A 24,527-nucleotide genomic window follows, 5' to 3' on the forward strand; every position below is an offset into this window, starting at 1 on the left:
TTGACAACATCTCAGGTCAGGCCAGAAGCATAGCCGCTTCGTTAGCTCTGCGAATCCGTTCGATCTCTGCTCAGCCACTGTGCCAGACCGTGCATCAGCAGGGCCACCAGGATGGCCAGCACCACGCCGATCAGGCTGTTGAACAGGCGCACCTGGGCCAGGTGCCAGTCATGCGACAGGCTCTCGGCCAGCAGCACGAAGCTGATCGTCACCTGCAGCACGAACAGGCCGTAGTGATGGGCCTGGAAGGCGCGGCTGAGGGCGATCAGCGGCAGGATGAAGGCCACCATCAGCGGCGGGCTCTGCAGGCTGTGGCCGAAGTAGATCAGCAGCGCTGCGGCGCACAGGCTGGCCATGCTCAGCTGCAGGGCACGCACCAGACTGCCGCGGATCTCCAGCTGCAGGGTGGCGATCAGCGCCAGGGTCAGCCAATAGCCGCGCTGCAGCCCGGCCAGCTGGACGATCAGGCCGGCCGCCGCGCAACCCAGGGTGCAACCCAGGGCATGCAGGCGCCAGCGCTGTTCCGGCAGGCGCTTGGCGTGGCGCTTGAGCACCTTGAGGATGGCCATGAAGCGCGGCATGTACGGCCACATGCGCAAGCCATGCAGGCCGCGCAGGCCGAAGGCGAGCAGGGCGACCCAGAGCCCGCCGAGGACGAACAGCGCGCCCACCGCGTCGGCGTTCTTCAGGTTGCCCAGGCCGAACTGACCCTGGCCGAGACACAGGCACACGGCCAGGCCGATGCCCAGCTTGCCGGCCTCGGTGCCGAAGCGTTGCAACCAAGCCAGCAGGAAACCGTAGGCGCCGAACAGGCACAGGCTGAGCAGCGGGTGGCTGGCCGACCAGAAGCCCAGGCCGGCGCTACAGGCGCCGAGCAGGGTGAGCAGCAGCAGGCGCAGCATGCCGAAGCGGTGTAGCGGGTTGGCCTGAGCGGCCTGGAAGGCGCCGGCCGAGGCCCAGAGAAAGCCTGGATGACCGCTGAACAGGCCGAGCACCAGGGGCAGGGCGCAACCCAGGCAAGCAACCACCGCCGGGCCCCAGGCCGGAGGGCCCGCGTGCCAGCTGATCGCCTGCTTGAGCAGTGCCTTCATTGCGTCACACCGGGCTGGAGCGCCCGGTCATCTCCCGGGCCATTTCGGTGGCGTAGCTGTCGGTCATCCCGGCGATGAAGTCGATCATGCGCAGGAACGACAGGTACAGCGGCCAGCCCGGCTCCGGCGCGTAGTGCGCCAGCAGGTCGAGGATGCGCCGGTTCTTGAACGACAGGCCGCGGCCGCTGTGCTGTTCCAGGGCCGCGCCACAGAAGGCGTTGAGCAGGATTTCCAGGGTGGTGTAGGCGCCGATCTCGTGCAGGGTCTTGCGCTTGTCCTGGAAGATCTTCTCCCGCGCCATGCCCTTGGCGCGCAGCACGCAGCGCTTGGCCGGGCCGTGCATATGCTCCACCAGGTCGCCTTCCAGGGTGCCGGCGAGCAGGGCTGGCTGCTGCTCGACGAAGGCCCGCGCGGCGGCGTTGGTCAGGTGTTCGATGGCCTTGCCACGCAGGATCGCCAGCTTGCGCCGGCGCGAGTCGCTGGCGCCGAGCTGACGGTAGGTTTCCGGCAGGTCGTCGCCGACCAGATCGAACAGCAGCGCCTCGACCTCGGCATAGTCGAGCAGCTCCATCTCCACGCCGTCTTCCAGGTCGATCAGCGCGTAGCAGATGTCGTCGGCCGCCTCCATCAGGTAGACCAGCGGGTGGCGTGCCCAGCGCTGCTCGTCGAGCTGCGGCAGACCGAGTTTGGCGGCGATCTGCTCCAGGCGCGGCAGCTCGTTCTGGTAGCAGCCGAACTTGTGCTTCTTGTAGCCCACGGCCTCGGCGTGGCGGGCGGTCCAGGGGTATTTCAGGTAGGTGCCGAGGGTCGCGTAGGTCAGGCGCATGCCGCCGTCGAACTGGTGGTATTCCAGCTGGGTGAGTACGCGAAAGCCCTGGGCGTTGCCTTCGAAACTGAGGAAGTCGCCGCGCTCGGCGTCGCTCATGTCATCCAGCCAGCCACGCCCGTTGGCCTGCTGGAACCAGTGGCGGATGGCGTCCTCGCCAGAGTGGCCGAACGGCGGGTTGCCGATGTCGTGGGCCAGGCAGGCGGACTGCACGATCACGCCGAGGTCGCTCGGTTCGCACCAGTTCGGCAGCGCATCGCGCAGCATCTCGCCGACGCGCATGCCCAGCGAGCGGCCGACGCAGCCGACTTCCAACGAGTGGGTCAGGCGGGTGTGGATGTGATCGTTGCTGGAGACCGGGTGGACCTGGGTCTTGCGCCCCAGGCGGCGGAAGGCGCCGGAGAAGATGATGCGGTCGTGATCCTTGTGGAACGGGCTGCGACCCAGCTCGTCGGAGCTGTAGACGGGTTTGCCGAGGCGTTCGCGAGTGAGCAGGGTTTGCCAATCCAAGGGCTGTACTCGTCAGATGATCCTGCCGCTAGCTTCGACGTTCGCCGCACTGCCTGCAAGTGTCGTGCACTGCAGCGCCAGGTCCGCCGGGCAGGCGACGGGTGGCGCGTGCCGGCTTTGTGATCACAATGATATTGTCTTGCCATCGCGTACCGACCATAACAACAAGAGAATCAGCGCGTGATTTCAGAAGCTGCCTTACCCAAGGATTCGCAGCAGCAGCTGCGCCTCCGTCGTTTCCTTATGAGTGTGGCGATGTATGTCTTGGCCAGCGTGCCCCAGGGCGTTTCCCTGTACAACGGGATTTCTCCCGGCTGGGTCATGGCAGTCTGGGCCGCCGTCGCGGTGGCCACCAACCTCGGCTTCTTCCTGCTGTTCCACTTCGGCCTCAACCTGCGTTTTCGCGACCCGAGCCTGACCATGGCGCAGATGGCTGCAGCGGTCGCCATGGTGCTATTCACCCAGAGCTATGCAGGCGAGGCGCGCGGCGCCTATCTGGTGGTGCTGGTGATCATCATGATGTTCGGCTGCTTCAAGCTGCATACCCGGCAGCTCCTGGTGCTGAGCCTGCTGACCATAGTCGCCTACGGCCTGACCCTGCCGCTGATCCAGCGCATCGACGGCGAGCGCTTCGATCTGGCGGTGGAGATGGTGCTGTGGTGCAGCTTCTCCGCCTTCCTGCCGTTCATTTCCATCCTTGGCGGCAATATCAGCGACCTGCGCAAGAAGCTGATGGCCAGCAACGCCCAGCTGCAGGAAGTGCTGCAGCAGGTCACCGAGCTGGCTACCCATGACGAGCTGACCGGGGTATACAACCGGCGCTACCTGCTGGAGATGCTGCACCACGAGAAGAACCGCACCGACCGGGGAGGCGCCGGCTTCTGCGTGTGCATACTCGACCTCGACTACTTCAAGCGGATCAACGACACCTATGGTCACCCGGTCGGCGACGAGGTGCTCAAGACCTTCGCCAATACCGTGCAGCCCTTGCTGCGCAGCACTGACTTCTTCGCCCGCTACGGCGGTGAGGAGTTCCTCCTGTTCCTGCCGCAGACCTCGCTGGAAATGGCCCAGCACTGCATCAAGCGCATCCAGGATGCACTGGCCGAGGCCAGCTTCGAAGGCGTGCCGGCCAACGTGCGTGTGACCGCCTCGATCGGCGTGGCCCAGTACTACCTGCAGGAAACGGTGCCGGCGCTGATCGAGCGCGCCGACAAGGCGCTGTACCGGGCCAAGCAGAACGGGCGCAATCGTACGGAGCTGGCGCCGTTCCACCGGCCGATCCTGATCTGAGACTTGATCAGCCGGTAGGAGCGCCAACAGCCTAGTAATGCGGCTCGATGCTCGGCCGCTTGGCGGCCTGCACGCCACGCACCACCGGATAGAGCATCAGACCGACGCGGGCCAGCTTGCCGAAGGTGCCGAGGCGCCCGCCGAACAGGGTCAGCAGCACGCCGGCAGCGACCATCAACGGGGTCTTCACATTGGCCTGCTCGCCATGACGCATCTGGCTTAGCTGCTGCAGGGGATGGGTCAGTGGCTGCACGTGGTAGCGCAGCTGCTGGCGGTGCATCTCCATGCGCAGGCGGACCAGCTCCTTGCGCATGTCGCGGCGGGCCGCGCTGGACAGTGTTTCGCTCATGGCAATAAGCGCTCCTTGTTGCGGGCCAGTTCGGTGACCGTGGCGCGGAACGGCGACTCGCCGTCGCGTGCCAGGTGCTTGGCCTTGAACAGGCACAGCAGCATGCCCGCGGCAAACACCAGGCACAGGCCGATGGCGGCGGGCAGGCGATAGGTGTCCCAGAAGGCGATCAGCACCACGGTCGACAGTCCGAGCAGGACCAGCATGCCGAAGATCAGGCTCAGGCCGGAGAAGATGAACAGCCGGAACGAGCGCGACTTCTCCTCCTGAAACTCGATGCCGAGCAACTCCAGATGGCCCTGCAGCAGGCCGACCAGGGCGCCTCCCAGCTTCTTCAGGGAAGGCTTGGGCGGCTCGCTGGCCGCCTGCGACTGCATGTCATCCATGCTCGGCCTCCGGTTTAGCGGCGCCCGGCCAGCAGGCCGAGCAGGAAGCCCACGCCAGCGGCGACGCCGAGGGTTTGCCAGGGGTGCTGCTGGACGTATTCCTCGGTCTTCGCCACCGCCAGACGGCCTTGTTGCTCGAGGGTGTGCTCGGTGTCCTTGAGGATGTCCTTGGCCCGGCCGAGGTTACCGCTGATACGTGCACGTAATTCCTGGACCTGCACGCCAGCCACGTCCGAGGTCTGCCGCAGCAGGTTCTCGGTGTCGCTGATCAGAGCCTGGAACTCGGAGGACAGCGCGTTCTGCGCATCACGCAGATTGCGACGGTGGGCGTCCTTGTCGATGTTCGGAGTGGTGCTGGTGGTGGTGCCGGTGGTTTCGAAGCCGGACAGGTCGGAGTTCGGGGTGGTAGGCATGGCGCTCTCCTGTGGTCGTGGTTGGGACTCTTCAGGTTCGAGCAGGGCCGGGCCGGCCAGGTTCAGGCTTTATTCGTGCCCTCGTCTGGCACATCTTTTGCCTCGCCATGGTGCGCCGTGTTTCGGGCGTGCCCCTTGGTGGCGCGCATGGTCCACGGTGGATCTGTTGTCTCTTTCGGTATGTCGCTGAAAATAAAGGTGAAAAATCGCAATGGTGATTTTTCACCAAGGCTTCTGCTCCGATTCGGAGCGCGGCGACAGCGGTGCATGACGAGCAGTTGCTCGTGTTTGGTGCGCTGCATCGGGATCGAGATCGTTTTTGGTGCTTATTCGACCGGGGAAACCATTCGATGGAAAACCTAAACAGCGCCGTGGAAACCCTGATTCACGGCTCCAACACCCTGTTCATCCTGCTCGGCGCGATCATGGTCCTGGCCATGCACGCCGGCTTCGCCTTCCTCGAAGTGGGTACGGTACGCCACAAGAACCAGGTCAACGCCCTGTCGAAGATCCTCTCCGACTTCGCCGTTTCGGCCCTGGCCTACTTCTTCGTCGGCTACTGGGTGGCTTATGGCGTGACCTTCTTCGCGCCGGCCAGCGAGCTGACCGCAGGTAGCGGTTATGCGCTGGTGAAGTTCTTCTTCCTGCTGACCTTCGCCGCCGCCATCCCGGCGATCATTTCCGGCGGTATCGCCGAGCGCGCCAAGTTCGGCCCACAGCTGTGCGCCACGCTGCTGATCGTCGCTTTCGTCTATCCGTTCTTCGAGGGCCTGATCTGGAACGGCAACTTCGGCCTGCAGGCCTGGCTGACCGAGCGCTTCGGCGCCGCCTTCCATGACTTCGCCGGTTCGGTGGTGGTGCACGCGGTAGGCGGCTGGCTGGCCTTCGGCGCGGTGATCCTGCTCGGTCGCCGCGACGGTCGCTATCGCGAGGGTCGCCTGGTGGCCTTCGCGCCATCGAACATCCCGTTCCTCGCCCTGGGTTCGTGGATCCTGATCATCGGCTGGTTCGGCTTCAACGTGATGAGCGCCCAGACCCTCGGCAGCATCAGCGGCCTGGTGGCGGTCAACTCGCTGATGGCCATGGTCGGCGGCACTGTCGCCGCACTGCTGGTCGGCCGCAACGACCCGGGCTTCCTGCACAACGGCCCGCTGGCCGGCCTGGTGGCGGTGTGCGCCGGCTCCGACCTGATGCACCCGGTCGGTGCCCTGGTCACCGGCGGCATCGCCGGCGCGCTGTTCGTCTGGGCGTTCACCGCGACCCAGGTGAAATGGAAGATCGACGACGTGCTCGGCGTGTGGCCGCTGCATGGCCTGTGCGGCGTGTGGGGTGGCATCGCCTGCGGCATCTTCGGCCAGAGCTACCTGGGCGGCATCGGCGGCGTCAGCCTGGTCAGCCAGCTGATTGGCACCGCGCTGGGCGTGCTGGTGGCGCTGGTCGGCGGCTTCCTGGTCTACGGCCTGCTCAAGGCTCTGACCGGCATCCGCCTGAGCCAGGAGCAGGAGTACTACGGTGCCGACCTGTCGATCCACAAGATCGGCGCCAACAGCCAGGACTGAGTCCGCGCTGGATAGAAAAAAGCCCGCCGATCGGCGGGCTTTTTCGTTGCCGCAGGATTTACCAGAGCGACAGGCTGTAGCTGAGGATCAGGCGGTTCTCGTCCAGGTCGTTGCCGAAGTTGGAGCGGGTCGTGGCGTTGCGCCACTTGATGCCGAAGTTCTTCAGCGGGCCCTCCTGGAACACGTAGGCGATGTCGGTGTTGCGCTCCCACTCCTTGCCCTCGGACAGGCCAGCGCCGCGGTCGACGTTGTCGCCGCTCAGGTAGCGGGTCATGAAGGTCAGGCCAGGAATGCCAAGGGCGGCGAAGTTGTAATCGTAGCGGGCCTGCCAGGACTGCTCGTCCTTGAAGGCGAAGTCGCCGATCTGCACGTAGTTGACCAGGAACGGGTCGGTGCCGCCGATATAGGCGTAGCCGGTGTCGCCGCTCATCTTCTGGTAGCCCAGGCCGAAGGCATGGCCGCCCAGGGCGTAGGTGAACATGGCGCCGAAGGCCTTGTTGTCGACGTTGGTGTCGCCATCGTCGGTGGAGCGGGCGAAGCGCAGGTCGCTCTTCAGGCTCTGCTGGTCACCCAGCGGCAGAACATGCACTGCGCTGAGGATGTACTGCTTGTAGAAGTTGTCCAGCGCGCCGTAGTGGTAGGCCGTGGTCAGCTGGTCGTTCCACTTGTAGCTGGCGCCGGCGAAGTTGAACTCGTCGCTGTCGACCCCGCCGAGGCCGGTGAAGCCGCGGGCCGCCGGGCTGCTGTTGGTCAGGGTCATGGTCTCGTGGTCGGACGAGTCGCGCTGGTTGACCCGGCTCAGCTGGCCGGCATCGAGGGTCAGGCCGGCGATCTCCTGGGAGTTGATCCAGCCGCCCTGGAAACTCTGCGGCAGCAGGCGCGAGTCGTTGGCCTGAACCACCGGCAGCTTGGGCATCAGGGTGCCGGCCTTGAGCACGCTGTTGGAGACTTTGACCTTGGCGGTGACACCCAGGTCGCCGTAGTCATCCTGGGCGCGGCCGGTCTCGCGGTCGCGCTGCAGCAGGCCGGTGCCGCTCTCGTCGGCGCTGGAGTCGAGCTTCAGGCCCAGGGTGCCGATGGCGTCGACGCCGAAGCCGACGGTGCCCTCGGTGTAGCCGGACTCGTAGCGCAGCAGGAAGCCTTGGGCCCATTCCTCGGCCTTGGACTGGGCGGCGCCTTCCTGGCGGAAGTCGCGGTTCATGTAGAAGTTGCGCAGCTCCACGCTGGCCTTGCCGTCTTCGAGGAAGGCGGCCTGGCTGATGGTCGGCAAGGTGAGGCTGGTGCCCAGCGCGGCCAGGGCCACGCCGCGGGCAAGGAGGGACTTGCTCATTGTTATTGTCCTCGGCTGGTGGTGGCGGCCCGGTTGTCCGGTCCGGTTGCAGCGAGGGAAATAAACCACTTTGCCGTGGCGGCGGCTTCTAGACCTTGGTCGAGGCCTCACTCGATCCAGTGCGGGTAGTAGCCGAGCTTGCGCTGCACCGTTTCGTCGTGGGCCGGAATTACCGTCAATTGCGGTTGCTCCAGCAGCAACTGGTGGACTTTTTCCAGCTGCTGGCGGGTGCTTTCCGGATCGTTGTCGACCATGCGCTTGCTGATCCAGAACTTCTCCTTCGGCCCGGTGAAGCCTTCCAGGCGCCAACTGGTGTCACCGGTGAAGAAGAAGCGGCGGCCATCGTCGAGAGTGAGGAACAGACCGACCGAACCGGGCGTGTGGCCTTCCAGCGGCACCAGTACCAGGCTGCCGTCGCCGAACATGTCGTGGCTGCGTGGAAAACCCATGAACGGCTGCTCGGCGTACTGGAACGGCACCCAGCGAATGGCATGGGCGAACTGGCTGGGCAGCACGGCCGGCGGCGTGGCGATGCGGCTGAACTCGATCTCTTCGTAGGGCGCCCACACCGGCACTTCCGGGAAGTCGGCCAGGCCCGAGGCGTGGTCCCAGTGGCTGTGGGTGAGCAGGATACGGTCGACGCGGATGCCGGCACGGTCCAGCTGGTCACGCACCGGAGTGACCTGGCCGTAGCGCAGCAGCGGCTTGTCGTACCAGGGCATTTCCGATTCGAACTGCCGGTCCACCTGGCGCCCCAGGGAGGTGTCGAGCAGCAGGGTGGCGGCGTGATGTTCGATCAGCACGGCGACGTGGTTGGCTATGGCTTTCTCGGTCCAGGCGCCACCCTCGACGGTGAAGGCGTCGCGGGTCTCGGTCTCGGCGGTCTTGACCAGAGCGAAGCGCAGGCCGGCGGCCTGGCTGGTGCCGGCGATGACCAGCAGCAGAGCGAAGAGCAGGGAGCGCATGTCAGTTTCCTTCAACGGGCGGATGGGATACGGCGGCGCCGCAAGCCAACGGCAGACGCTCGCGGCCGGGGGCGGCGGCATAGGGTCGCGGAAGCCCTCAGAGGCCGGGCATGCCGATATAGCCGGGCAGGGCGCGGATGCGCGCGAACCAGGCGGCGAGGTGGGCGTAGGGGGTGAGGTCGATGCCGCCATCACCGGCCAGGGCGATGTAAGGGTAGACGGCGAGGTCGGCGATGCTCGGCGCCTCGCCCTGTGCCAGCCAGCTGTGCAGGGCCAGATGCGCATCCACCAGCTCCAGCACCTGCACGGCGCGCTGCTGGGCCTGCTGCAGGTCGCCGGGCATGCGGAACAGCCCATGCAGGCGGGCCTGCCCCGGGCCCTTGGCCACTTCGTTGGCGGCGAAGCTCAGCCAACTGGCGATGCGCGCCTGGCTCAGGGCGTCCTGCGGATACCAGCTGGCATCGGCATAGCGCTTGGCCAGGTACACCAGGATGGCCTGGGAGTCATAGATCGCCTGGCCTTCGTCGACCAGTACCGGCACCTGGCCGCGCGGGTTGACGGCGAGGAACTCCGGGCGCTTATGGGCGCCGCCGAGCAGGTCGGTCTGCTGCAGCTCGACCTCGCGGCCGAGTAGGGCGAGGAACAGGCGGACCTTGTAGCAGTTGCCGGAGAGGCGGAAGTCATGGAGCTGCATGGGGTGAGTCTCGCGAGTGAATATGACTCGATATTAGACAGACAGGTCTGTATATTTCAAGCGAGATTTTCCGAACTGGAGCGACGGTCATTGCCGCCCGCATAATGTCCGCCACTTGGAGGGCCAGATGGCATCGAGCAAACGCGAACAACTGATCAGCACCGCCCAGGGCCTGTTCGCCCGCGAGGGCTACCACGCCACGGGGGTCGACCGCATCCTGGCCGAGTCCGGGGTGGCCAAGATGACCCTGTACAAGCACTTCCGCTCCAAGGACGAGCTGATCCTCGCCGTGCTCGAGGAGCGCGAACGCGAAACGCTCGGCAACCTGGCCCAGCTGCGCGCCGCCAAGCCGCCGCGCGAGGCTCTGCTGCTGACCTTCGACGGCCTGCATGCGTGGATCAACCAACACGATTTCTGCGGCTGCAGCTTCATTCATGCGGCGGCGGAATTTCATGACCGCGAGCACCCCATCCATCGTCAGGCGGCGGGGTTCAAGGCGGCTTTCGGTGGACATTTCCGCGAGTTGCTTGAGGCACTGCAGGTGCGTCAGGCGGAGCAGCTAGCCGGGCAGTTGCAGTTCCTGCTGGAAGGCGCGCTGAGCATGGCCCACGTGCAGGGCCCGGGCGACCAGGCGCGGCAGGCCAAGGCGGCGGCGGAGATCCTGCTGGGCGCTGCCGGCGTCTGACTCAGTCGCCGCCGAGCAGACGCGCCTCGCCGGCTTCGATGGCCTGAAGCGGGCCGGACAGCAACACGGTGTCGCCCTCACGCAACTGCGGCCGCTGCTCCATCGGCAGGTCCACGCCATCGCGGCGCACCGCCTGCACTTCCAGCCCCAGCGCTTCCAGCTGCATATCGGTCGGGCAGCGCCCACAGGCATGGGCGTTCTGCGGCAGGTTCACCGCATGCAGCAGCACCCGCGGTTGGCCCTGGGCGTCCACCAGGTTGGCCTGAGCGCCGTGATAGAAACCGTGCAGCAGGCGATAGCGATTGCCGCGTACCTCGTCCAGGTGCTGTTGCACCCGCTGCTGGGGAATGCCGAGCATCACCAGGGCGTGGGAGGCCAGCATCAGGCTGGATTCCAGCACCTCCGGCACCACCTCGCTGGCGCCGGCCGCCTGCAGCTCGGCGAGGCGGCTGTCGTCGCGGGTGCGTACCAGGATCGGTAGATCGGCGCAGTGCAGGCGCACCTGCTCGACGATGGCCAGGGCCACGTCGGTCTTGTCCACCGCCACCACCAGCAGGCGCGCGCGGGAAATGCCGACGGCCTCCAGCAGGTCGCGCCGGCGCGAGTCGCCGTAGTGCACGTTGCTCTCGCCGGCGCTGGCTTCCTCGACCCGCACCGGGTCGTCGTCGAGGGCAACGAAGACCTGGCCTTCACGCTGCAGGAAGCGCCCGATGGACTGGCCGACCCGGCCGTAGCCGCAGATCACCGCATGGCCCTGCAGCTCCGCACTGTGGCTGGCGATTTCCTCCAGATGGCTCTCGCGTCCCGGTGTGCGGCGCAGGCGCGCGGCCAGCTGCGGCGCGGCGCGCAGCAATAGCGGCGTGAGGGCCATGGAGCAGAATGCGGCGGCCAGCAGCAGCCCGGCCAGCGGTGCTTCCAGCATCTGCTGCTGGCGCATCAGCGCCACCAGGGCGAAGAAGAATTCGCCGGCCTGGGCCAGAGCCAGGCCGCTGCGCCAGGCCGTCTCGCCGCTCTCGCCGCGGACCTTGACCAGCACGGCCACCAGACCGCCCTTGAGCGCGAGCAGCAGCAGGGTGGCGCCGAGGATGGCCCAGCCCTGCTCGGCGAACAGCTTGAGGTCGATCAGCATGCCCACGCAGACGAAGAACAGGCCGAGGAGGATGTCGCGGAATGGCCGGATATCTGCCTCGACCTGGTGGCGGTAGTGGCTCTCGCCCAGCAGCATGCCGGCGAGGAAGGCGCCCAGGGCCATGGACAGGCCGAGCATGTGGGTAAGCCAGGCGGTGAGCAGGACGATGACCAGGGCGAGCATGACGAACAGCTCGGCGGAATGGGCCTGCGCCACCTCGTGGAATAGCTTGGGCAGCAGCCAGCGGCTGGCCAGCAGCAGGCCGAGGAACAGCAGTACGGTCTTGCCCAGCGTTAGCGGGATGGCCAGGTACCACGGCTCGCCGCCGTGGCCGGCAATGGCCGGCACCAGGGTCAGCAGCAGCACTGCCACCAGGTCCTGGAACAGCAGCACGCCCATGGCGTTCTGGCCATGGCCGCTGAATACCTCGCCAAGGCTGACCAGCTCCTTGCCGACTATGGCGGTGGAGGAGAGCGCCAGCCCCAGGCCGAGTACCGCGGCGCTGGTTGGCGCCACGCCGCCCAGATAGAGCAGGACGCCCAGGACCGAGCCGCACAGGGCGACCTGCAGGCTGCCCAGGCCGAATACGGTACGCCGCAGCGCCAGCATGCGCGGCAGGGAGAACTCCAGGCCCAGGCTGAACAACAGGAACACCACGCCCAGCTCGGCCAGCCGCGGCAGGTCACGGGCCGAGCCTATCCAGTCCAGCGCGGCCGGCCCCACCAGCAGGCCGACGCAGAGGTAGCCGAGCACCGGCGGCAGGCGCAGACGACGGAACAGGGCGATGACCAGCAGCGAGCAGGCCAGGATGATCAGCAGGTCGGCGAACAAGGCGATTCTCCTTCGGATGCCTGCGAGCATGCCGAAGCGGCAGCGGGGCGTCCATGCTCTCGGTCAAGCAGGCCATTGGTCGGTTTTGCCTCAATTTTCCGGCGGGCCTGCCGTCAAAGAGGCAGTTCACCCTGCTTGGTACTTCATCATGAATACTCTGGCTTCCCTTTCCCCGTCGCAGTCCCGCCCCACCGGCATCAACACTCTGGCCAACCCGCGCGGCCATGTGGATGCACAGGGTACTCTGGCCAACCGCCTGGCCAATCGCCTGGGTCTGGAGCCTGGCGCACTGGACGGCAAGCGCGAGGACTTCACGCCCGACAAGGTCGCCGACCGCGTGCTCGGCTTCATCGAGCAGCGCCTGAAGAGCGAGGCCGCAGCGGGTGCCGACACCTCCAAGCTGGAAGGCCTGCTGGCCCAGGCCCGCGAGGGCGTGGAGAAGGGCTTCGAGGAGGCACGCAAAATCCTCGACGGCATGGGCGTGCTCAAGGGCAAGGTGGCGGAAGACATCAATGCCACCTACGACAAGATTCAGAACGGCCTGAAAGGTCTCGAATCCGACTACGGCGCCAAGACTCCCGCCAGCGGTGGCGGCAACACCGTCGCCGTAGCCGCGCGCAGCGAGCGTTTCGCCGCCCAGGCCGAGACCTTCGATATGCAGGTCACCACCCGCGATGGCGACCGCCTGAATATCTCCATCGCCAGCGCCTCCGCCGCCTGGTCGCAGAGCAGTGCGGCCGCCGCCAGCAACGGCAACGGTTCTGTGGCCAGCGCCAGCAGCTCCGGCAGCATGCAGATCGGCGGCTGGCAGGTACAGGTGGAAGGCGAGCTGGACGAGGAAGAGCGCGCCGCCCTGGAAGGCCTGTTCAAGCAGGTGCAGGACATCTCCAGCGACTTCTATTCGGGCAATCTGGCTGGCGCCTTCGACCGCGCCATGCAGCTGAACATGGATGGCTCGCAACTGGCCTCGATGTCGCTGCAACTGACCCAGACCAGCGTGCGCCAGGCCACCGATGCCTATGGCGCTGTGGCCCAGCAGGGTGGTCAGGCCGCCAGCGCGGTGAACGACGACCTGATCGACTACGCCCGCGGCCTGCTCGATGCGCTGCGCACCGCCGACAAGGTGTCGGAAGACGCGAAGGGCACCCTGGAGCAGCTGCTGGACGGCGGCTTCAGCCTCGACGAGCGTTTCGACGGATCGTTGCTGGAGAAGGCCAAGGAGCTCAACGGCCGCCTGCTCGACGGTCTGCAGGGCATGCTGCAGAACCCGCCGGCCGAGGAGGCCTGAGCGGGTGCTAGACTGCGTCTCTGATTGAGTCGGAGACGCCCGCGATGCCCCCTGAATGCCAACTCTTCGGCACCCTCGGCTGCCACCTCTGCGAGGTGGCCGAGGCGTTGCTGATGCCCTTCGTCGAACATGGTCTGCTGGTCGAACTGGTGGACATCGCCGAGCGCGAGGACTGGGTCGAGCAATACGGCCTGCGCATTCCGGTGCTGCGCCGCAATGACAGCGGCGCCGAGCTCGACTGGCCCTTCGACGCCGATCAGGTTGTAGCCTTCCTGCGCTGAACTCTCCTTTTGACTGCTTGATATCTTGAACGGCTGATGCGTATTTTGTACGGATCAACCACAGGGATTGCAGTCATGAGCACCGACGGCCGTAGTGCGCTCGCAGAGCGCTTGTCCGGGATAACCGAGATCGAATGTGTCACCGCCGACCTCAACGGGGTGCCGCGGGGCAAGGTGATGACTGCGGAAGGCTTTCTCGAAGGCCGCCGCTTGCAGCTGGCGCGGGGTGTGCTGCTGCAGTGCATCATGGGCGGTTATCCGCCGGCGCGTTTCTACGGCAGTGACGATGGCGATCTGGTGCTCAGTACCACCCCTGAGCGGGTATTCCGCCTGCCCTGGAGCGAGTCGCCGCGTGCCATGGCCGTCTGCGATGCCGATGAATTAGACGGGCGCAGCTCCGGGCTGTCCACCCGCGGCCTGCTGAAGAAGGTGGTGGCTGGCTATGCCGAGCGTGGTTGGCAGCCGGTGGTGGCCACCGAGCTGGAATTCTTCGTTTTCGAGCGACATCTCGATGCCAATCGACCCTTCCAGCCGCCGCTGGGCCTGGACGGCAGTCGCGAGAGCGGTTGCTCGGCGTTCAGCGTGTCGTCTGGCAACGGCCTGCGGCCATTCTTCGAGGAGGTCTATCGCTGCATGGAGGCGCTCGGCCTGCCGCGTGACACCTTCATGCACGAGATGGGCGTCAGCCAGTTCGAGATCAATCTGCTGCATGGCGACCCGCTGCAGGTGGCCGACCAGACCTTCCTGTTCAAGCATCTGCTGCGCGAGATCGGGCTCAAACACGGTCTGGCGGTGGTGTGCATGGCCAAGCCGCTGCCGCACACACCGGGCAGCTCCATGCACATTCACCAGAGCGTGGTGGAGCAGGGTAGCGGGCGCAATATCTTCAGTGCCGAGGATGGCACGGCGACACCGGCCTTCTTCCACTTCATCGGCGGGCAGCAGGCCGCGTTGGCCGACTTCACCCTGCTGTTCGCGCCGCATGTGAACTCCTACCAGCGTCTGTGCCACCCCTACGCCTCACCGAACAACGCCTGCTGGTCGCACGACAACCGCGCCGCCGGGTTGCGCATCCCGGCCAGTGGGGCTGCAGCGCGGCGGGTGGAGAACCGTCTGCCCGGGGCCGATGCCAATCCTTACCTTGCCATCGCCGCCAGCCTGGCCGCCGGCCTGCATGGTGTGCAACAACAGCTGGAGCCAAGCGCGCCGATCCAGGGCGAGTTCGAGGTACCGCCCGCGCTCAGCCTGCCGTGCACCATGCATGCGGCGCTTCAGCGGCTGCAGGACAGTGCGCTGGCTCGGCAGTGGTTCGGTGACGAGTTCGTCGGCGGCTATTGCGCTAGCAAGGGTATGGAGCTGATGAGCTACCTGGACGAGATCACGCCCTGGGAGCGGCGGGTACTCGGAGCCCAGGCCTGAAACGCCAGAGGCCGCCCGTGGGCGGCCTCTGGTTGCACCGGCAGTGCTTATTCCTGCTCGACACGGCGCGCCTCGCGCTGTAGCTGATAGACGAAGCGCTCCACCTGGCGCTGCTCCAGGCCGCTCATGCGGTGGAAACGCAGGCCGACGAAGGTCATGTTGACCTTCTCCGCATAGTGCACATGGCGCAGTTCGCCAGCGGTGGTCATGGAGCCGATCGGCAGCATGGCGGTGAAGCGCTCGTAGACCTGACCGGGTTGCAGACGGCTGGTGATGTCGCCGGCGAAGCGCAGACGGCAACCGGTGGCGGAGATATCCAGCATCTGGCCCTTGACGCCAGGATTGAGCTTGCTGCCGGACAGCTCGATGTTGACCAACTGGCCCTGGCCGAGCGCCGCGCGGAAGGCATTGCGGCGCTGGTGATAGGTCACCCGCTCCGGGATGTAGCTCCAGTAGCAGCGCGAGCCGTCCAGTTCGCCGATCTGCACCGGGTCTTCGCACTCCCAGGCGATGCGCACGCCATCGTGAAAGCCTTCCACACGGAACGGTTCGCCGTTCTGCATGAAACGCTCGCCATCGCTGGGAATCATTTCGTCGAGAGCAATGACGCCGCGATCACGGTCGATCTCGATCAGGTAGCTCTGGAACCGCAGGTTGCGGTCCTTGAACATGACAATGAGGGGATCATGGCTCTGCTGCAGCAAACGCAGGTTGGCAAAGATCTCCAAGGGTGCGGTCAGCACCTTGGGTGGCTGTGGGCCATCGTCCTCAAGGAATGGGTTGGGCACGATCCGGGTATCTCCAGGTACTACCGCACTAGCATACTGGCATATTGCCGGTATGTCCCTGTGCTTGTTGTTATGACTCAGGCCTGGCTGAGTGGGCGTTGCTGCGCGATTCTAGCGGCGCCGCCGCGGCTGTCATAGAGCCCTGGGGTCTCGCCGCCACGGAGAATGCCGAGCACGCTCTTGAGCGATGCCTGATTGGCGCGGATCAGCCGACCGTTACGCTGGTTGGCGTCGCGGCAGCTTTCCAGCAGCTGGTTCAGCTCATCGCTGCGGGTCAGTAGCTCGGCACCATTGCTTTGACGGGCGGCAAAGGCTTCAAGGCCGGCGCGATCGGCGCTCAGTTGCTGCTCGCCGAGCAGTTTGCTGCGTGCGCTGCCGTGCTGGTCGAGCAGGCTGAGGAGGGGGAGTTTCTCGCCGAGGATCTGTTCCAGGCGCGGCAGGTCGCGTTCGCCCATGGCCTGGAATTCGGCATCGATCAGCTCAAGCAGGCGCTGGGCCGTGCCGATATCTTCGATGAACAGTTGCAGCAGATCGTTACTTTGCATCGCGGGCTCTGGGGATCGGGCGTCCAACACCCCCAGCGCAGCCCTGGGACTAGCGCTGGGATTCGAAATCGAGCAGCTTGCCGGCGACGCGCTTGGCATCGACCTGGTAGCTGCCATCGGCAATCGCCTGCTTCAACTTGGCGACGCGCTCTTTATCGACGGTCGGCAGGTCGCGCAGCTTGTCGCCGGCTTTCTGCAATTGCTGGGCTTCACGGCTGAGCTGCACGGATTCGCCAGTCTTGCCGGCAGTGGCCTGCTCGTCGGCAACCTGCGCCGCGTTCTGCGGAGTGCTGCTGACGGCCTCGTTACGGCCGCTGGCCTGGGCATTGCCTGTGCGCCCGCTGTTGGCGGGGCTGGCGGCATTGTTCAGCCGGTTGAAGTCGATAACCATGGTGTAAACCTCGGACGGTATCTGGACGCTTGACTGGGTTGTCGGCCGGTCCCGTCGAAACTTTAGGGCGCTTTTATGTGCGTCGTTTAACAGTGTAGGAAATCGTCGGGGATATGCGCTACAAGAATCGTGCCTACATCCCCACCTCGACCTGCCCCGGACCTATCACCCTGGCTCTGACCACTCGTTGCGAACTTAGGTTGCGCACACTGATCTGCTGGCCGAGAGTCCCGCCGGACAAGGCCTCGCCCTGCACACGCACGTTGATGCCGCCGGCACGCGCCGCAATCACCACCTGATCGCCGCGGCGCACGCTTTCCGCCAGCTGCAGGGTTGCAGGAGTCAATACCTGATCTGCCTGAAGCGGACGCGTCAGTTTTTTGCCGATGGCCTGCTCGGGATCGCTGATATAGCCTCGGTTGAGCAGTCCGATGTCCTGCTCGATCATGGCGATATCTCCCGGACCAATGATGCTGTCGCGTTTGAGCGGGTTCTTCAGTACTGCCACCGGTCGGAAGATGCGCACTTGGGCGGGGATGAACACTGTCCAAGGCGTTGTGCCTTCGCAGCTGACCCGGACGGTGACTCGGCCAACAGGCTGGGCGGGACTCTCCAGGCTCTGCGTCAAATCGCTGTCACAGGCGGCGAGGCGCAATCGCGGATCGATCGAATTCACCTGAATCTCATGGCGTGCCGGGATTTCGCTACGCTCTAGATAGTCCTCGACGGTGAACTCAAGAAAGCCCTCGGTAGCGCCGATAAGCTCTTCGGGCAGGGTCAGCGGCGCGGCATGCAGCGAGCTGTAGCCGAACAGGCCCAAAGCGGGTACAACACCGGCGAGGAACAGGCGTTTTGCCATCATGCGTCGGTAAAGTGTCGTGAGTGTGTTCATGCAGCTCACAAAGCAAGGCTCGTGCCGCCTGCTAGGCTTAGCGGGAGCGCAACGATATGAACAATAAGGAGTCTGGGCATGGCCGGAGTATTGGACTCGGTTAACCAGCGTACCCAACTGGTCGGGCAGAACCGCCTCGAGCTCTTGCTGTTCCGTCTGGACGGCTCGCAGCTGTATGGCATCAACGTGTTCAAGGTGAAGGAGGTGCTGCAGTGCCCCAAACTCACCGTGATGCCCAAGTCCAGCCAGGTGGTGCGCGGTGTGGCGAACATCCGCGGGGGCACCATTCCCATCCTCGATCTGGCGCTGGCCACCGGTAGGCAGGCGCTGGACGATATCAACAACAGCTTCGTGATCATCACTGAGTACAACACCAAGGTGCAGGGCTTCCTGGTGCGCTCGGTCGAACGCATCGTCAACATGAACTGGGAAGAGATCCATCCGCCACCCAAGGGTACCGGCCGCGACCACTACCTGACGGCGGTGACGCGTGTGGACAACAAGCTGGTGGAAATCATCGACGTGGAGAAGATCCTCGCCGAAGTGGCACCCATGTCGGAGGCCATTTCCGAAGGCGTGGTGGACGTCGAGACCCAGGCGCGCGCGGTATCCAAGCGCGTGCTGATCTGCGACGACTCGTCCGTGGCGCGCAAGCAGGTCTCGCGTTGCCTGGAGAGTATCGGGGTCGAGGTGGTGGCGCTCAACGACGGCCGGCAAGCCTACGACTACCTGCGCAAGCTGGTGGAAGAGGGCAAGACCCCGGCGGAGGAGTTCCTCATGCTGATCTCCGACATCGAGATGCCGGAGATGGATGGCTATACCCTGACTGCGGAGATTCGCTCCGATCCGAGGATGCAGAACCTCCACGTGATTCTGCATACTTCGCTCTCCGGGGTGTTCAACCAGGCGATGGTGAAGAAGGTCGGTGCGGACGATTTCCTCGCGAAATTCCGTCCGGACGAACTGGCTTCCCGCGTGGTCGAGCGCATTCGGGTAGCTGATGGGGGCTGAGGGCTCGGCCCTCGGTTGCAACTATGTTTGGTGAGGCGGCATTAGTGTCTTCAGGCAATTTGGATTTCGAGCAGTTCCGGACCTTTCTGGAAAAGGCCTGCGGCATTCTGCTGGGGAGCAACAAGCAATACCTGGTGTCAAGCCGCCTCAACAAGCTGATGGAGCAGCAGGGAATCAAGACCCTCGGTGAGCTGGTGCAGAAGATGCAGGCCCAGCCTCGCGGAGGATTGCGCGAGCAGGTGGTGGACGCCATGACCACCAATGAGACCCTGTGGTTTCGCGATACCTATCCCTTCGAGGTCATGAAGAACCGGGTGCTGCCCGAGCTGATCAAGGCGGCGCCCAACCAGCGCCTGCGCATCTGGTCGGCGGCCTGCTCCTCGGGGCAGGAGCCCTATTCCCTGTCGATGACCATCGACGAGTTCGAGAAGGCCAACCTTGGCCAGCTCAAGGCCGGGGCACAGATCGTAGCCACCGATCTGTCGCCATCGATGCTGGCCAACTGCAAATCCGGCGAGTACGACAGCCTGGCCATGGGCCGCGGTTTGTCGCAGGAGCGTCTGCAGCGCTACTTCGACCCGAAAGGGCCGGGGCGCTGGGTGGTCAAGGCGCCGATCAAGAGCCGTGTCGAGTTCCGCGCCATCAACCTGCTGGAAAGCTACGCGGCCCTCGGCAAGTTCGATGTGGTGTTCTGTCGCAACGTGTTGATCTACTTCTCCGCCGAGGTGAAGAAGGACATCCTCACCCGCATCCACGCCACCCTCAAGCCGGGCGGCTATCTGTTCCTCGGTGCTTCCGAGGCGCTCAACGGCCTGCCGGATCTGTACCAGATGGTTCAGTGCAGCCCCGGGATCATCTACAAGGTGAAGTGACGCGGAGTCGCGAAGCACAACGGGAGGCCAATGGCCTCCCGTTTTCGTTTCTGCGCGGCAAAAGAGCCTTGCCGTGCCGTCAGCGGCCTTGCCACGTAGCGGAAAAGCTTTGCCGCTTGCCGCTCTCGGATAGCGTTAAATTTATTTAAGCTATTGATTTATAGGTAAAAATAAAACTGGCACAGCCATTGCTTTATGTCTGGCACGACGCCCAAACGGCAAAGGTTCCAGATCATGAGCATCAGCTTCGCAAACGCACTCGGCATTCACGAAACGGCCCTCAGCTTCCGCGCAGAGCGCGCCGAAGTACTGGCCAATAACATCGCCAACGCCGATACCCCGCATTACAAGGCTCGTGACCTGGACTTCTCCGCCGTGCTCGCCGAACAGAACGAGAAGCAGAACGGCAAGCACTTCGGCCTGAATCGTACCGACAGCCAGCACATCGCCGCCGACGGCATTCAGCTGGCTGACCCGGCGCTGCGTTTCCGCACCCCGTTCCATGCGTCCATTGACCAGAACAGCGTCGACATGCAGCAGGAGCAGGCCAACTACGCCGAGAACGCGGTGCAGTTCCAGGCCAGCTTCACCATGCTCAACAGCAAGTTCAAAGGGCTGATCGGCGCCCTGCGCGGCGAATAAGGGAGATCACACCATGTCACTCGCCAGTGTCTTCAACATCGCCGGTACCGGCATGAGCGCCCAGAGCACTCGCCTGAATACCATCTCCAGCAACATCGCCAACGCCGAGACCGTCTCCTCGAGCATCGATCAGACCTACCGCGCGCGCCATCCGGTGTTCGCCACCATGTTCGAGTCGAGCATGAGCGGTGACCGTGGTTCGCTGTTCGCCGACCAGGATCAGGCCGGTCGCGGCGTCCAGGTGCTGGGTGTGGTCGAGGACCAGAGCAGCCTGACCCCGCGCTACGAGCCGAACCATCCGGCCGCGGACGAGAAGGGCTACGTGTATTACCCGAACGTCAACGTGGTCGAGGAGATGGCCGACATGATTTCCGCCAGTCGTGCCTTCCAGACCAACGTCGAAATGATGAACACCGCCAAGCAGATGATGCAGCGCGTGCTGACCCTGGGCCAGTAAGCGGCGAACGAGGAGCAAGACAATGAGTGTCAGTGGCGTCAGTTCCGTACTGGACCAGTACCAGATCAAGCAGGAAACCGGCCAGAGCAAGGAGCTCGGTAAGAATGAATTCCTCGAACTGCTGGTGGCTCAGTTGAACAACCAGAACCCGCTGGAGCCGCAGGAGAACGGCGAGTTCATCGCCCAGCTCGCGCAGTTCAGCCAGGTGGAGGGCATCGAGCAGCTCAACACCCGCATGGAGTCGCTGCTGTCCGGCTACCAGTCGTCCCAGGCCCTGCAGGCCTCGTCGCTGGTCGGGCGCAAGGTGATCGTGCCGACCGACAAGGCCGTGGTCGATACCAGCGAGACCTTCAAGGGCAGCCTGGCGCTGCCGGTCACCAGCAGCAACGTCTACGTCAACGTCTACGACAGCGCCGGCAAGGTGGTGAACCGGGTCAACCTCGGCCAGCAGGCCGCCGGCAATGTCAGCTTCATGTGGGACGGCAAGGACTCCAGCGGCAATCTCATGCCGCCCGGCACCTACAAGTTCGAAGCGCAGGCCACCTACGCCGATGGCACCAAGGGCCTCTACACCCTGCTGCCGGCGAACGTCGACAGCGTCGCCCTCGGCCAGAACGGCGGCGAAATGAAACTCAACCTGGCAGGCATCGGCGCAGTGCCGCTGTCCCAGGTCCAGATCATCGGTCAGTAACCCCAGGCTGTAAGCGCCGGCAGTAACGGCAAAGGAGCATATCCATGGCTTTCAATATCGGTCTCAGCGGTCTGCGGGCAGCCACCAGCGACCTCAACGTCACCGGCAACAACATCGCCAACGCCGGCACCGCAGGCTTCAAGCAGTCGCGCGCCGAGTTCGCCGACGTCTATGCCGCCTCGGTGCTCGGTACCGGCTCGAATCCACAGGGCAGCGGTGTGCTGCTGGGCGACGTGTCGCAGTTGTTCAACCAGGGCAACATCAACTACACCCAGAACGCCCTGGACCTGGCCATCAACGGCAACGGCTTCTTCGTCACCAGCAACAACGGCGAAATCGGCTATACCCGTGCCGGCTATTTCGGTACCGACCGCGACGGCTATGTGGTCAACAACTTCGGCTATCGCCTGCAGGGCTATGCGGTGGATGCGGCTGGCAATCTGCAGAATGGTGTGGTGAGCGATATCCAGATCCAGACCGCGGCCCAGTCGCCTCGTGCTACCGAGAATGTCGATCAGGTGTTCAACCTGAATTCGAACAATACGGTGCCGACTGTACTGCCGTTCGACCCGGCCAATCCGCAGACCTATAACTCGTCGACCTCGACCAACATCTACGACACCCAGGGCAACGCCCACGTCATGACCCAGTATTTCGTCAAGACGGCGGCCAACACCTGGACGATGAATGTCCTGATCGATGGACGTAACCCTGCATCGCCCGCGACCAACCTGCCGGGGCCGGTACCCAACCCCAATGCCACGACGCCCTTTACCGCCACGTTGAACTTCAGTGCTTCTGGGCAGTTGCTAAGCACTACTTCGACCGACTTTACGGTGAATGCAGACGGCACCATCGATTTGACCAACTGGGTGCCTGCCGAATCGAATGGCGCTACGCCTCCGATCTGGACCGCCAATGGCACCAACTTGCCCGTAGTGCCGATCAACCTGGATCTGCGTGATGCCACCCAGTTCGCCAGTGCATTTGCGGTGACTGCCGTGAGTCAGGATGGCTACACCACGGGCCAGCTGTCTGGCCTGGAAATCGACGACACCGGTGTGATCTTCGCGCGCTACACCAACGGCCAGTCGCTGATCCAGGGTCAGGTGGTGCTGGCCAACTTCGCCAACGTGCAGGGCCTGACCCCTGTCGGCAAGACCGCCTGGGTGCAGTCCTTCCAGTCCGGCGAGCCGGTGGTGGGCACGCCGCGCTCCGGCACCCTGGGCGCCTTGCAGGCCGGTGCGCTGGAGGACTCCAACGTCGAGCTGTCGGACCAGCTGGTGAACCTGATCGTCGCCCAGCGCAACTACCAGGCCAACGCCAAGACCATCGAGACCGAGAGCGCCATCACCCAGACCATCATCAACCTGCGTTGATAGGGGAGGAGGGGCCTTGCCGCCAGCGGCAAGGCCCCGCCGGATGACTCATAAGCAAGGCTCCCTGAGGAGTCTTTGCTTTTAATAAATCCTTGTTAATCATGTAGATAGATGTATTTATAAGTCCTGGCACGCGGTTTGCTGTACAGCAGGTAACTGAGTTACGAGCGGCAATTGCCGACCTGCGGAGCAAACCATGGACAAGATGCTGTACATCTCCATGACGGGCGCCAGCCAGAACACCCTGGCCCAGCGTGCCCACGCCAACAACCTGGCGAACATTTCCACCAGCGGCTTCCAGCGCGACTACGAGCAGGCGCGCTCGATGCCGGTGTTCGGCGACAGCTACCCGGCGCGCGTCTACGCGATGACCGAGCGCCCGGCCACCGACTTCACTCCCGGCTCGTTGCAGGAGACCGGCCGCGACATGGACGTGGCCATCGACGGCCAGGGCTGGCTCGCCGTGCAGGCGGCCGATGGCAGCGAGGCCTACGTGCGTACCGCCAGCCTGCAGATCGATGCCTTCGGCCAGCTGCGCACCGGCAACGGTTTGCCGGTACTCGGCAATGGCGGGCCGATCGCCGTGCCGCCGGAGCAGAAGGTCGAGATCGGCCAGGACGGCACCATCAGCATTCGTGCCCTCGGCGAGGCGCCGAACGTGATGGCCGAGGTGGACCGCATCAAGCTGGTCAATCCGGATCCCAAAACCATGGAGAAGGGCGCCGACGGCCTGGTCCGCGTCAAGGGCGCCACCGAGCCGATCGCCGCCGACGCCAATGTTCGCGTGACCTCCGGCTTCCTCGAGTCGAGCAACGTCAACGCCGTCGAGGAGATGACCGCGATCCTCTCGCTGTCCCGCCAGTTCGAACTGCACGTGAAGATGATGCGTACCGCCGAAGACGATGCGGCGGCCATGGCACGGGTCATGCAAATCAGCTAATCACCAACGCGAAGCGCCATGAATCTGGCGCTCGAGGAGAAAGAATATGCTTCCTGCACTCTGGGTTGCGAAAACCGGTCTGTCCGCCCAGGACATGAACCTGACCACCATTTCCAACAACCTGGCCAACGTCTCGACCACCGGCTTCAAGCGCGATCGCGCCGAGTTCGAGGACCTGCTGTACCAGATCCGTCGCCAGCCGGGCGGTCAGTCCAGCCAGGACAGCGAGCTGCCCACCGGCCTGCAGCTGGGTACCGGTGTGCGCATCGCCGGCACCCAGAAGATCTTCACCGCCGGCAGCCTGCAGACCACCGAGCAGCCGCTGGACATGGCGGTCAACGGTCGTGGCTTCTTCCAGATCCTGATGCCGGACGGCACGGTCGGCTACACCCGTGATGGCAGCTTCCACCTGGACTCCGACGGCCAGATCGTCACCTCCCAGGGCTTCCCCCTGGAGCCGGCCATCGTCCTGCCGGCCGAGGTACAGACCTTCACCGTCGGCGAAGACGGCACCGTGTCGGTGACTACCCCCGGCAACCCGGCAGCCCAGGTGATCGGCAACATCCAGACCGCCGACTTCGTCAACCCTGCGGGCCTGCAGGCCATCGGCAACAACCTGTTCCTGGAGACCGCCTCCAGCGGTGCGCCGCAGGTCGGCACCCCGGGCCTGACCGGCCTGGGCACCGTGCTGCAGAACACCCTAGAGAACTCCAACGTCAGCGTGGTGGAAGAGCTGGTCAACATGATCACCACCCAGCGCGCCTACGAGATGAATTCCAAGGTGATTTCCACCTCGGACCAGATGCTTTCCTTCATCACGCAGAACCTTTAATACCGCGGGCGCCCTAGGCGCCGGCAGCTAGCAACACG

28 protein-coding genes are annotated in these 24,527 nt (G+C 64.6%); 14 read left to right on the top strand and 14 right to left on the bottom strand.

Features of this window, described 5'->3' with window-relative positions; translation table 11 throughout:
• Nucleotides 1-41 precede the first annotated feature (41 nt).
• Together FFS62_RS10625 and FFS62_RS10630 are read right to left on the bottom strand one after the other, a co-directional pair.
• Nucleotides 42-1,091, bottom strand: a complete 1,050-nt coding sequence (locus FFS62_RS10625; RefSeq protein WP_137972786.1) for an FUSC family protein — start codon at nt 1,089-1,091, stop codon at nt 42-44.
• Between the two features lie 4 nt (nt 1,092-1,095).
• On the bottom strand, nt 1,096-2,427 hold the full coding sequence (locus FFS62_RS10630; RefSeq protein ID WP_137972787.1) for a deoxyguanosinetriphosphate triphosphohydrolase: 1,332 nt from the start codon (nt 2,425-2,427) through the stop codon (nt 1,096-1,098).
• Between the two features lie 255 nt (nt 2,428-2,682).
• On the opposite strand from FFS62_RS10630, the gene FFS62_RS10635 reads away from it, so the two are divergent.
• Nucleotides 2,683-3,720, top strand: a complete 1,038-nt coding sequence (locus FFS62_RS10635; RefSeq protein ID WP_171016306.1) for a GGDEF domain-containing protein — start codon at nt 2,683-2,685, stop codon at nt 3,718-3,720.
• A 31-nt stretch (nt 3,721-3,751) separates the two neighbouring features.
• Here the strand turns inward: FFS62_RS10635 and FFS62_RS10640 are convergent, their stop codons facing one another.
• The 4 genes from FFS62_RS10640 to FFS62_RS10655 form a co-directional block, all read right to left on the bottom strand.
• Nucleotides 3,752-4,069, bottom strand: coding sequence for a hypothetical protein (locus tag FFS62_RS10640; RefSeq protein ID WP_137972789.1), 318 nt, complete (start codon nt 4,067-4,069; stop codon nt 3,752-3,754).
• Nucleotides 4,066-4,446 carry a phage holin family protein gene (locus tag FFS62_RS10645; RefSeq protein WP_137973404.1) on the bottom strand — a complete coding sequence of 127 codons (381 nt, stop codon included), beginning with the start codon at nt 4,444-4,446 and terminating at the stop codon, nt 4,066-4,068. Before FFS62_RS10645 ends, FFS62_RS10640 begins: the two co-directional genes overlap by 4 nt.
• 23 nt (nt 4,447-4,469) lie before the next feature.
• Nucleotides 4,470-4,868, bottom strand: coding sequence for a YqjD family protein (locus tag FFS62_RS10650; protein WP_137972790.1), 399 nt, complete (start codon nt 4,866-4,868; stop codon nt 4,470-4,472).
• A gap of 62 nt (nt 4,869-4,930) precedes the next feature.
• Nucleotides 4,931-5,170 (bottom strand): hypothetical protein, encoded by a 240-nt coding sequence (locus FFS62_RS10655; RefSeq protein WP_137972791.1) that lies wholly within the window; start codon nt 5,168-5,170, stop codon nt 4,931-4,933.
• 48 nt (nt 5,171-5,218) lie between these two features.
• Here FFS62_RS10655 and FFS62_RS10660 point away from each other — a divergent pair, with 48 nt between their 5' ends.
• Nucleotides 5,219-6,427 carry an ammonium transporter gene (locus FFS62_RS10660; RefSeq protein ID WP_137972792.1) on the top strand — a complete coding sequence of 403 codons (1,209 nt, stop codon included), beginning with the start codon at nt 5,219-5,221 and terminating at the stop codon, nt 6,425-6,427.
• 58 nt (nt 6,428-6,485) lie between these two features.
• On the opposite strand, the gene FFS62_RS10665 is transcribed toward FFS62_RS10660, so the two are convergent.
• From FFS62_RS10665 to FFS62_RS10675, 3 genes are all read right to left on the bottom strand, one after another.
• The gene (locus FFS62_RS10665; RefSeq protein ID WP_137972793.1) at nt 6,486-7,757 is read right to left on the bottom strand and encodes an OprD family porin; all 1,272 of its coding nucleotides are present in this window, start codon (nt 7,755-7,757) and stop codon (nt 6,486-6,488) included.
• Between the two features lie 107 nt (nt 7,758-7,864).
• A complete protein-coding gene (locus FFS62_RS10670) occupies nt 7,865-8,722 on the bottom strand; it encodes an MBL fold metallo-hydrolase (RefSeq protein WP_137972794.1) in 858 nt (285 codons plus the stop codon).
• 97 nt (nt 8,723-8,819) lie between these two features.
• Nucleotides 8,820-9,416, bottom strand: a complete 597-nt coding sequence (locus FFS62_RS10675) for a glutathione S-transferase family protein (protein WP_137972795.1) — start codon at nt 9,414-9,416, stop codon at nt 8,820-8,822.
• A 127-nt stretch (nt 9,417-9,543) separates the two neighbouring features.
• Here FFS62_RS10675 and FFS62_RS10680 point away from each other — a divergent pair, with 127 nt between their 5' ends.
• Nucleotides 9,544-10,101 (top strand): TetR/AcrR family transcriptional regulator, encoded by a 558-nt coding sequence (locus FFS62_RS10680; RefSeq protein WP_137972796.1) that lies wholly within the window; start codon nt 9,544-9,546, stop codon nt 10,099-10,101.
• Between the two features lies 1 nt (nt 10,102).
• On the opposite strand, the gene FFS62_RS10685 is transcribed toward FFS62_RS10680, so the two are convergent.
• Nucleotides 10,103-12,061: a monovalent cation:proton antiporter-2 (CPA2) family protein gene (locus FFS62_RS10685; protein ID WP_137972797.1), complete on the bottom strand. Its 1,959-nt coding sequence runs from the start codon at nt 12,059-12,061 to the stop codon at nt 10,103-10,105.
• 148 nt (nt 12,062-12,209) lie between these two features.
• Here FFS62_RS10685 and FFS62_RS10690 point away from each other — a divergent pair, with 148 nt between their 5' ends.
• From FFS62_RS10690 to FFS62_RS10700, 3 genes are all read left to right on the top strand, one after another.
• Nucleotides 12,210-13,349: a DUF5610 domain-containing protein gene (locus FFS62_RS10690; protein WP_137972798.1), complete on the top strand. Its 1,140-nt coding sequence runs from the start codon at nt 12,210-12,212 to the stop codon at nt 13,347-13,349.
• Between the two features lie 44 nt (nt 13,350-13,393).
• On the top strand, nt 13,394-13,630 hold the full coding sequence (locus FFS62_RS10695; protein WP_137972799.1) for a glutaredoxin family protein: 237 nt from the start codon (nt 13,394-13,396) through the stop codon (nt 13,628-13,630).
• A 177-nt stretch (nt 13,631-13,807) separates the two neighbouring features.
• Entirely contained in the window at nt 13,808-15,049 is a 1,242-nt protein-coding gene (locus FFS62_RS10700; protein ID WP_171016338.1) for a glutamine synthetase family protein, read from the top strand.
• A gap of 47 nt (nt 15,050-15,096) precedes the next feature.
• Here FFS62_RS10700 and FFS62_RS10705 read toward each other — a convergent pair whose 3' ends face one another.
• The 4 genes from FFS62_RS10705 to flgA all read right to left on the bottom strand — a co-directional run bounded on the left by FFS62_RS10705 (nt 15,097) and on the right by flgA (nt 17,665).
• Nucleotides 15,097-15,837: a flagellar brake protein gene (locus tag FFS62_RS10705; protein WP_137972801.1), complete on the bottom strand. Its 741-nt coding sequence runs from the start codon at nt 15,835-15,837 to the stop codon at nt 15,097-15,099.
• Between the two features lie 77 nt (nt 15,838-15,914).
• On the bottom strand, nt 15,915-16,382 hold the full coding sequence (locus tag FFS62_RS10710) for a flagella synthesis protein FlgN (RefSeq protein WP_137972802.1): 468 nt from the start codon (nt 16,380-16,382) through the stop codon (nt 15,915-15,917).
• A 49-nt stretch (nt 16,383-16,431) separates the two neighbouring features.
• Nucleotides 16,432-16,773, bottom strand: coding sequence for a flagellar biosynthesis anti-sigma factor FlgM (gene flgM, locus FFS62_RS10715; protein ID WP_137972803.1), 342 nt, complete (start codon nt 16,771-16,773; stop codon nt 16,432-16,434).
• 133 nt (nt 16,774-16,906) lie between these two features.
• The gene (gene flgA, locus FFS62_RS10720; RefSeq protein WP_137972804.1) at nt 16,907-17,665 is read right to left on the bottom strand and encodes a flagellar basal body P-ring formation chaperone FlgA; all 759 of its coding nucleotides are present in this window, start codon (nt 17,663-17,665) and stop codon (nt 16,907-16,909) included.
• 78 nt (nt 17,666-17,743) lie between these two features.
• On the opposite strand from flgA, the gene FFS62_RS10725 reads away from it, so the two are divergent.
• The 8 genes from FFS62_RS10725 to flgG all read left to right on the top strand — a co-directional run bounded on the left by FFS62_RS10725 (nt 17,744) and on the right by flgG (nt 24,489).
• Nucleotides 17,744-18,676 carry a chemotaxis protein CheV gene (locus FFS62_RS10725; RefSeq protein ID WP_137972805.1) on the top strand — a complete coding sequence of 311 codons (933 nt, stop codon included), beginning with the start codon at nt 17,744-17,746 and terminating at the stop codon, nt 18,674-18,676.
• Nucleotides 18,677-18,720: 44 nt separating this feature from the next.
• Nucleotides 18,721-19,548: a protein-glutamate O-methyltransferase CheR gene (gene cheR / locus FFS62_RS10730; protein ID WP_137972806.1), complete on the top strand. Its 828-nt coding sequence runs from the start codon at nt 18,721-18,723 to the stop codon at nt 19,546-19,548.
• 234 nt (nt 19,549-19,782) lie between these two features.
• Nucleotides 19,783-20,190: a flagellar basal body rod protein FlgB gene (gene flgB, locus FFS62_RS10735; RefSeq protein ID WP_137972807.1), complete on the top strand. Its 408-nt coding sequence runs from the start codon at nt 19,783-19,785 to the stop codon at nt 20,188-20,190.
• 13 nt (nt 20,191-20,203) lie between these two features.
• Nucleotides 20,204-20,647: a flagellar basal body rod protein FlgC gene (gene flgC, locus FFS62_RS10740; protein WP_137972808.1), complete on the top strand. Its 444-nt coding sequence runs from the start codon at nt 20,204-20,206 to the stop codon at nt 20,645-20,647.
• A gap of 22 nt (nt 20,648-20,669) precedes the next feature.
• Nucleotides 20,670-21,338: a flagellar hook assembly protein FlgD gene (gene flgD / locus FFS62_RS10745; RefSeq protein ID WP_137972809.1), complete on the top strand. Its 669-nt coding sequence runs from the start codon at nt 20,670-20,672 to the stop codon at nt 21,336-21,338.
• A gap of 44 nt (nt 21,339-21,382) precedes the next feature.
• On the top strand, nt 21,383-22,717 hold the full coding sequence (gene flgE / locus FFS62_RS10750) for a flagellar hook protein FlgE (RefSeq protein ID WP_137972810.1): 1,335 nt from the start codon (nt 21,383-21,385) through the stop codon (nt 22,715-22,717).
• A 196-nt stretch (nt 22,718-22,913) separates the two neighbouring features.
• Nucleotides 22,914-23,657: a flagellar basal body rod protein FlgF gene (locus FFS62_RS10755; protein WP_137972811.1), complete on the top strand. Its 744-nt coding sequence runs from the start codon at nt 22,914-22,916 to the stop codon at nt 23,655-23,657.
• A gap of 46 nt (nt 23,658-23,703) precedes the next feature.
• Nucleotides 23,704-24,489 carry a flagellar basal-body rod protein FlgG gene (flgG, locus tag FFS62_RS10760; RefSeq protein ID WP_137972812.1) on the top strand — a complete coding sequence of 262 codons (786 nt, stop codon included), beginning with the start codon at nt 23,704-23,706 and terminating at the stop codon, nt 24,487-24,489.
• Nucleotides 24,490-24,527 lie beyond the last annotated feature (38 nt).

Origin of the sequence: Pseudomonas sp. F(2018), assembly GCF_005508865.1 — a bacterium.
Lineage (GTDB): Bacteria > Pseudomonadota > Gammaproteobacteria > Pseudomonadales > Pseudomonadaceae > Aquipseudomonas.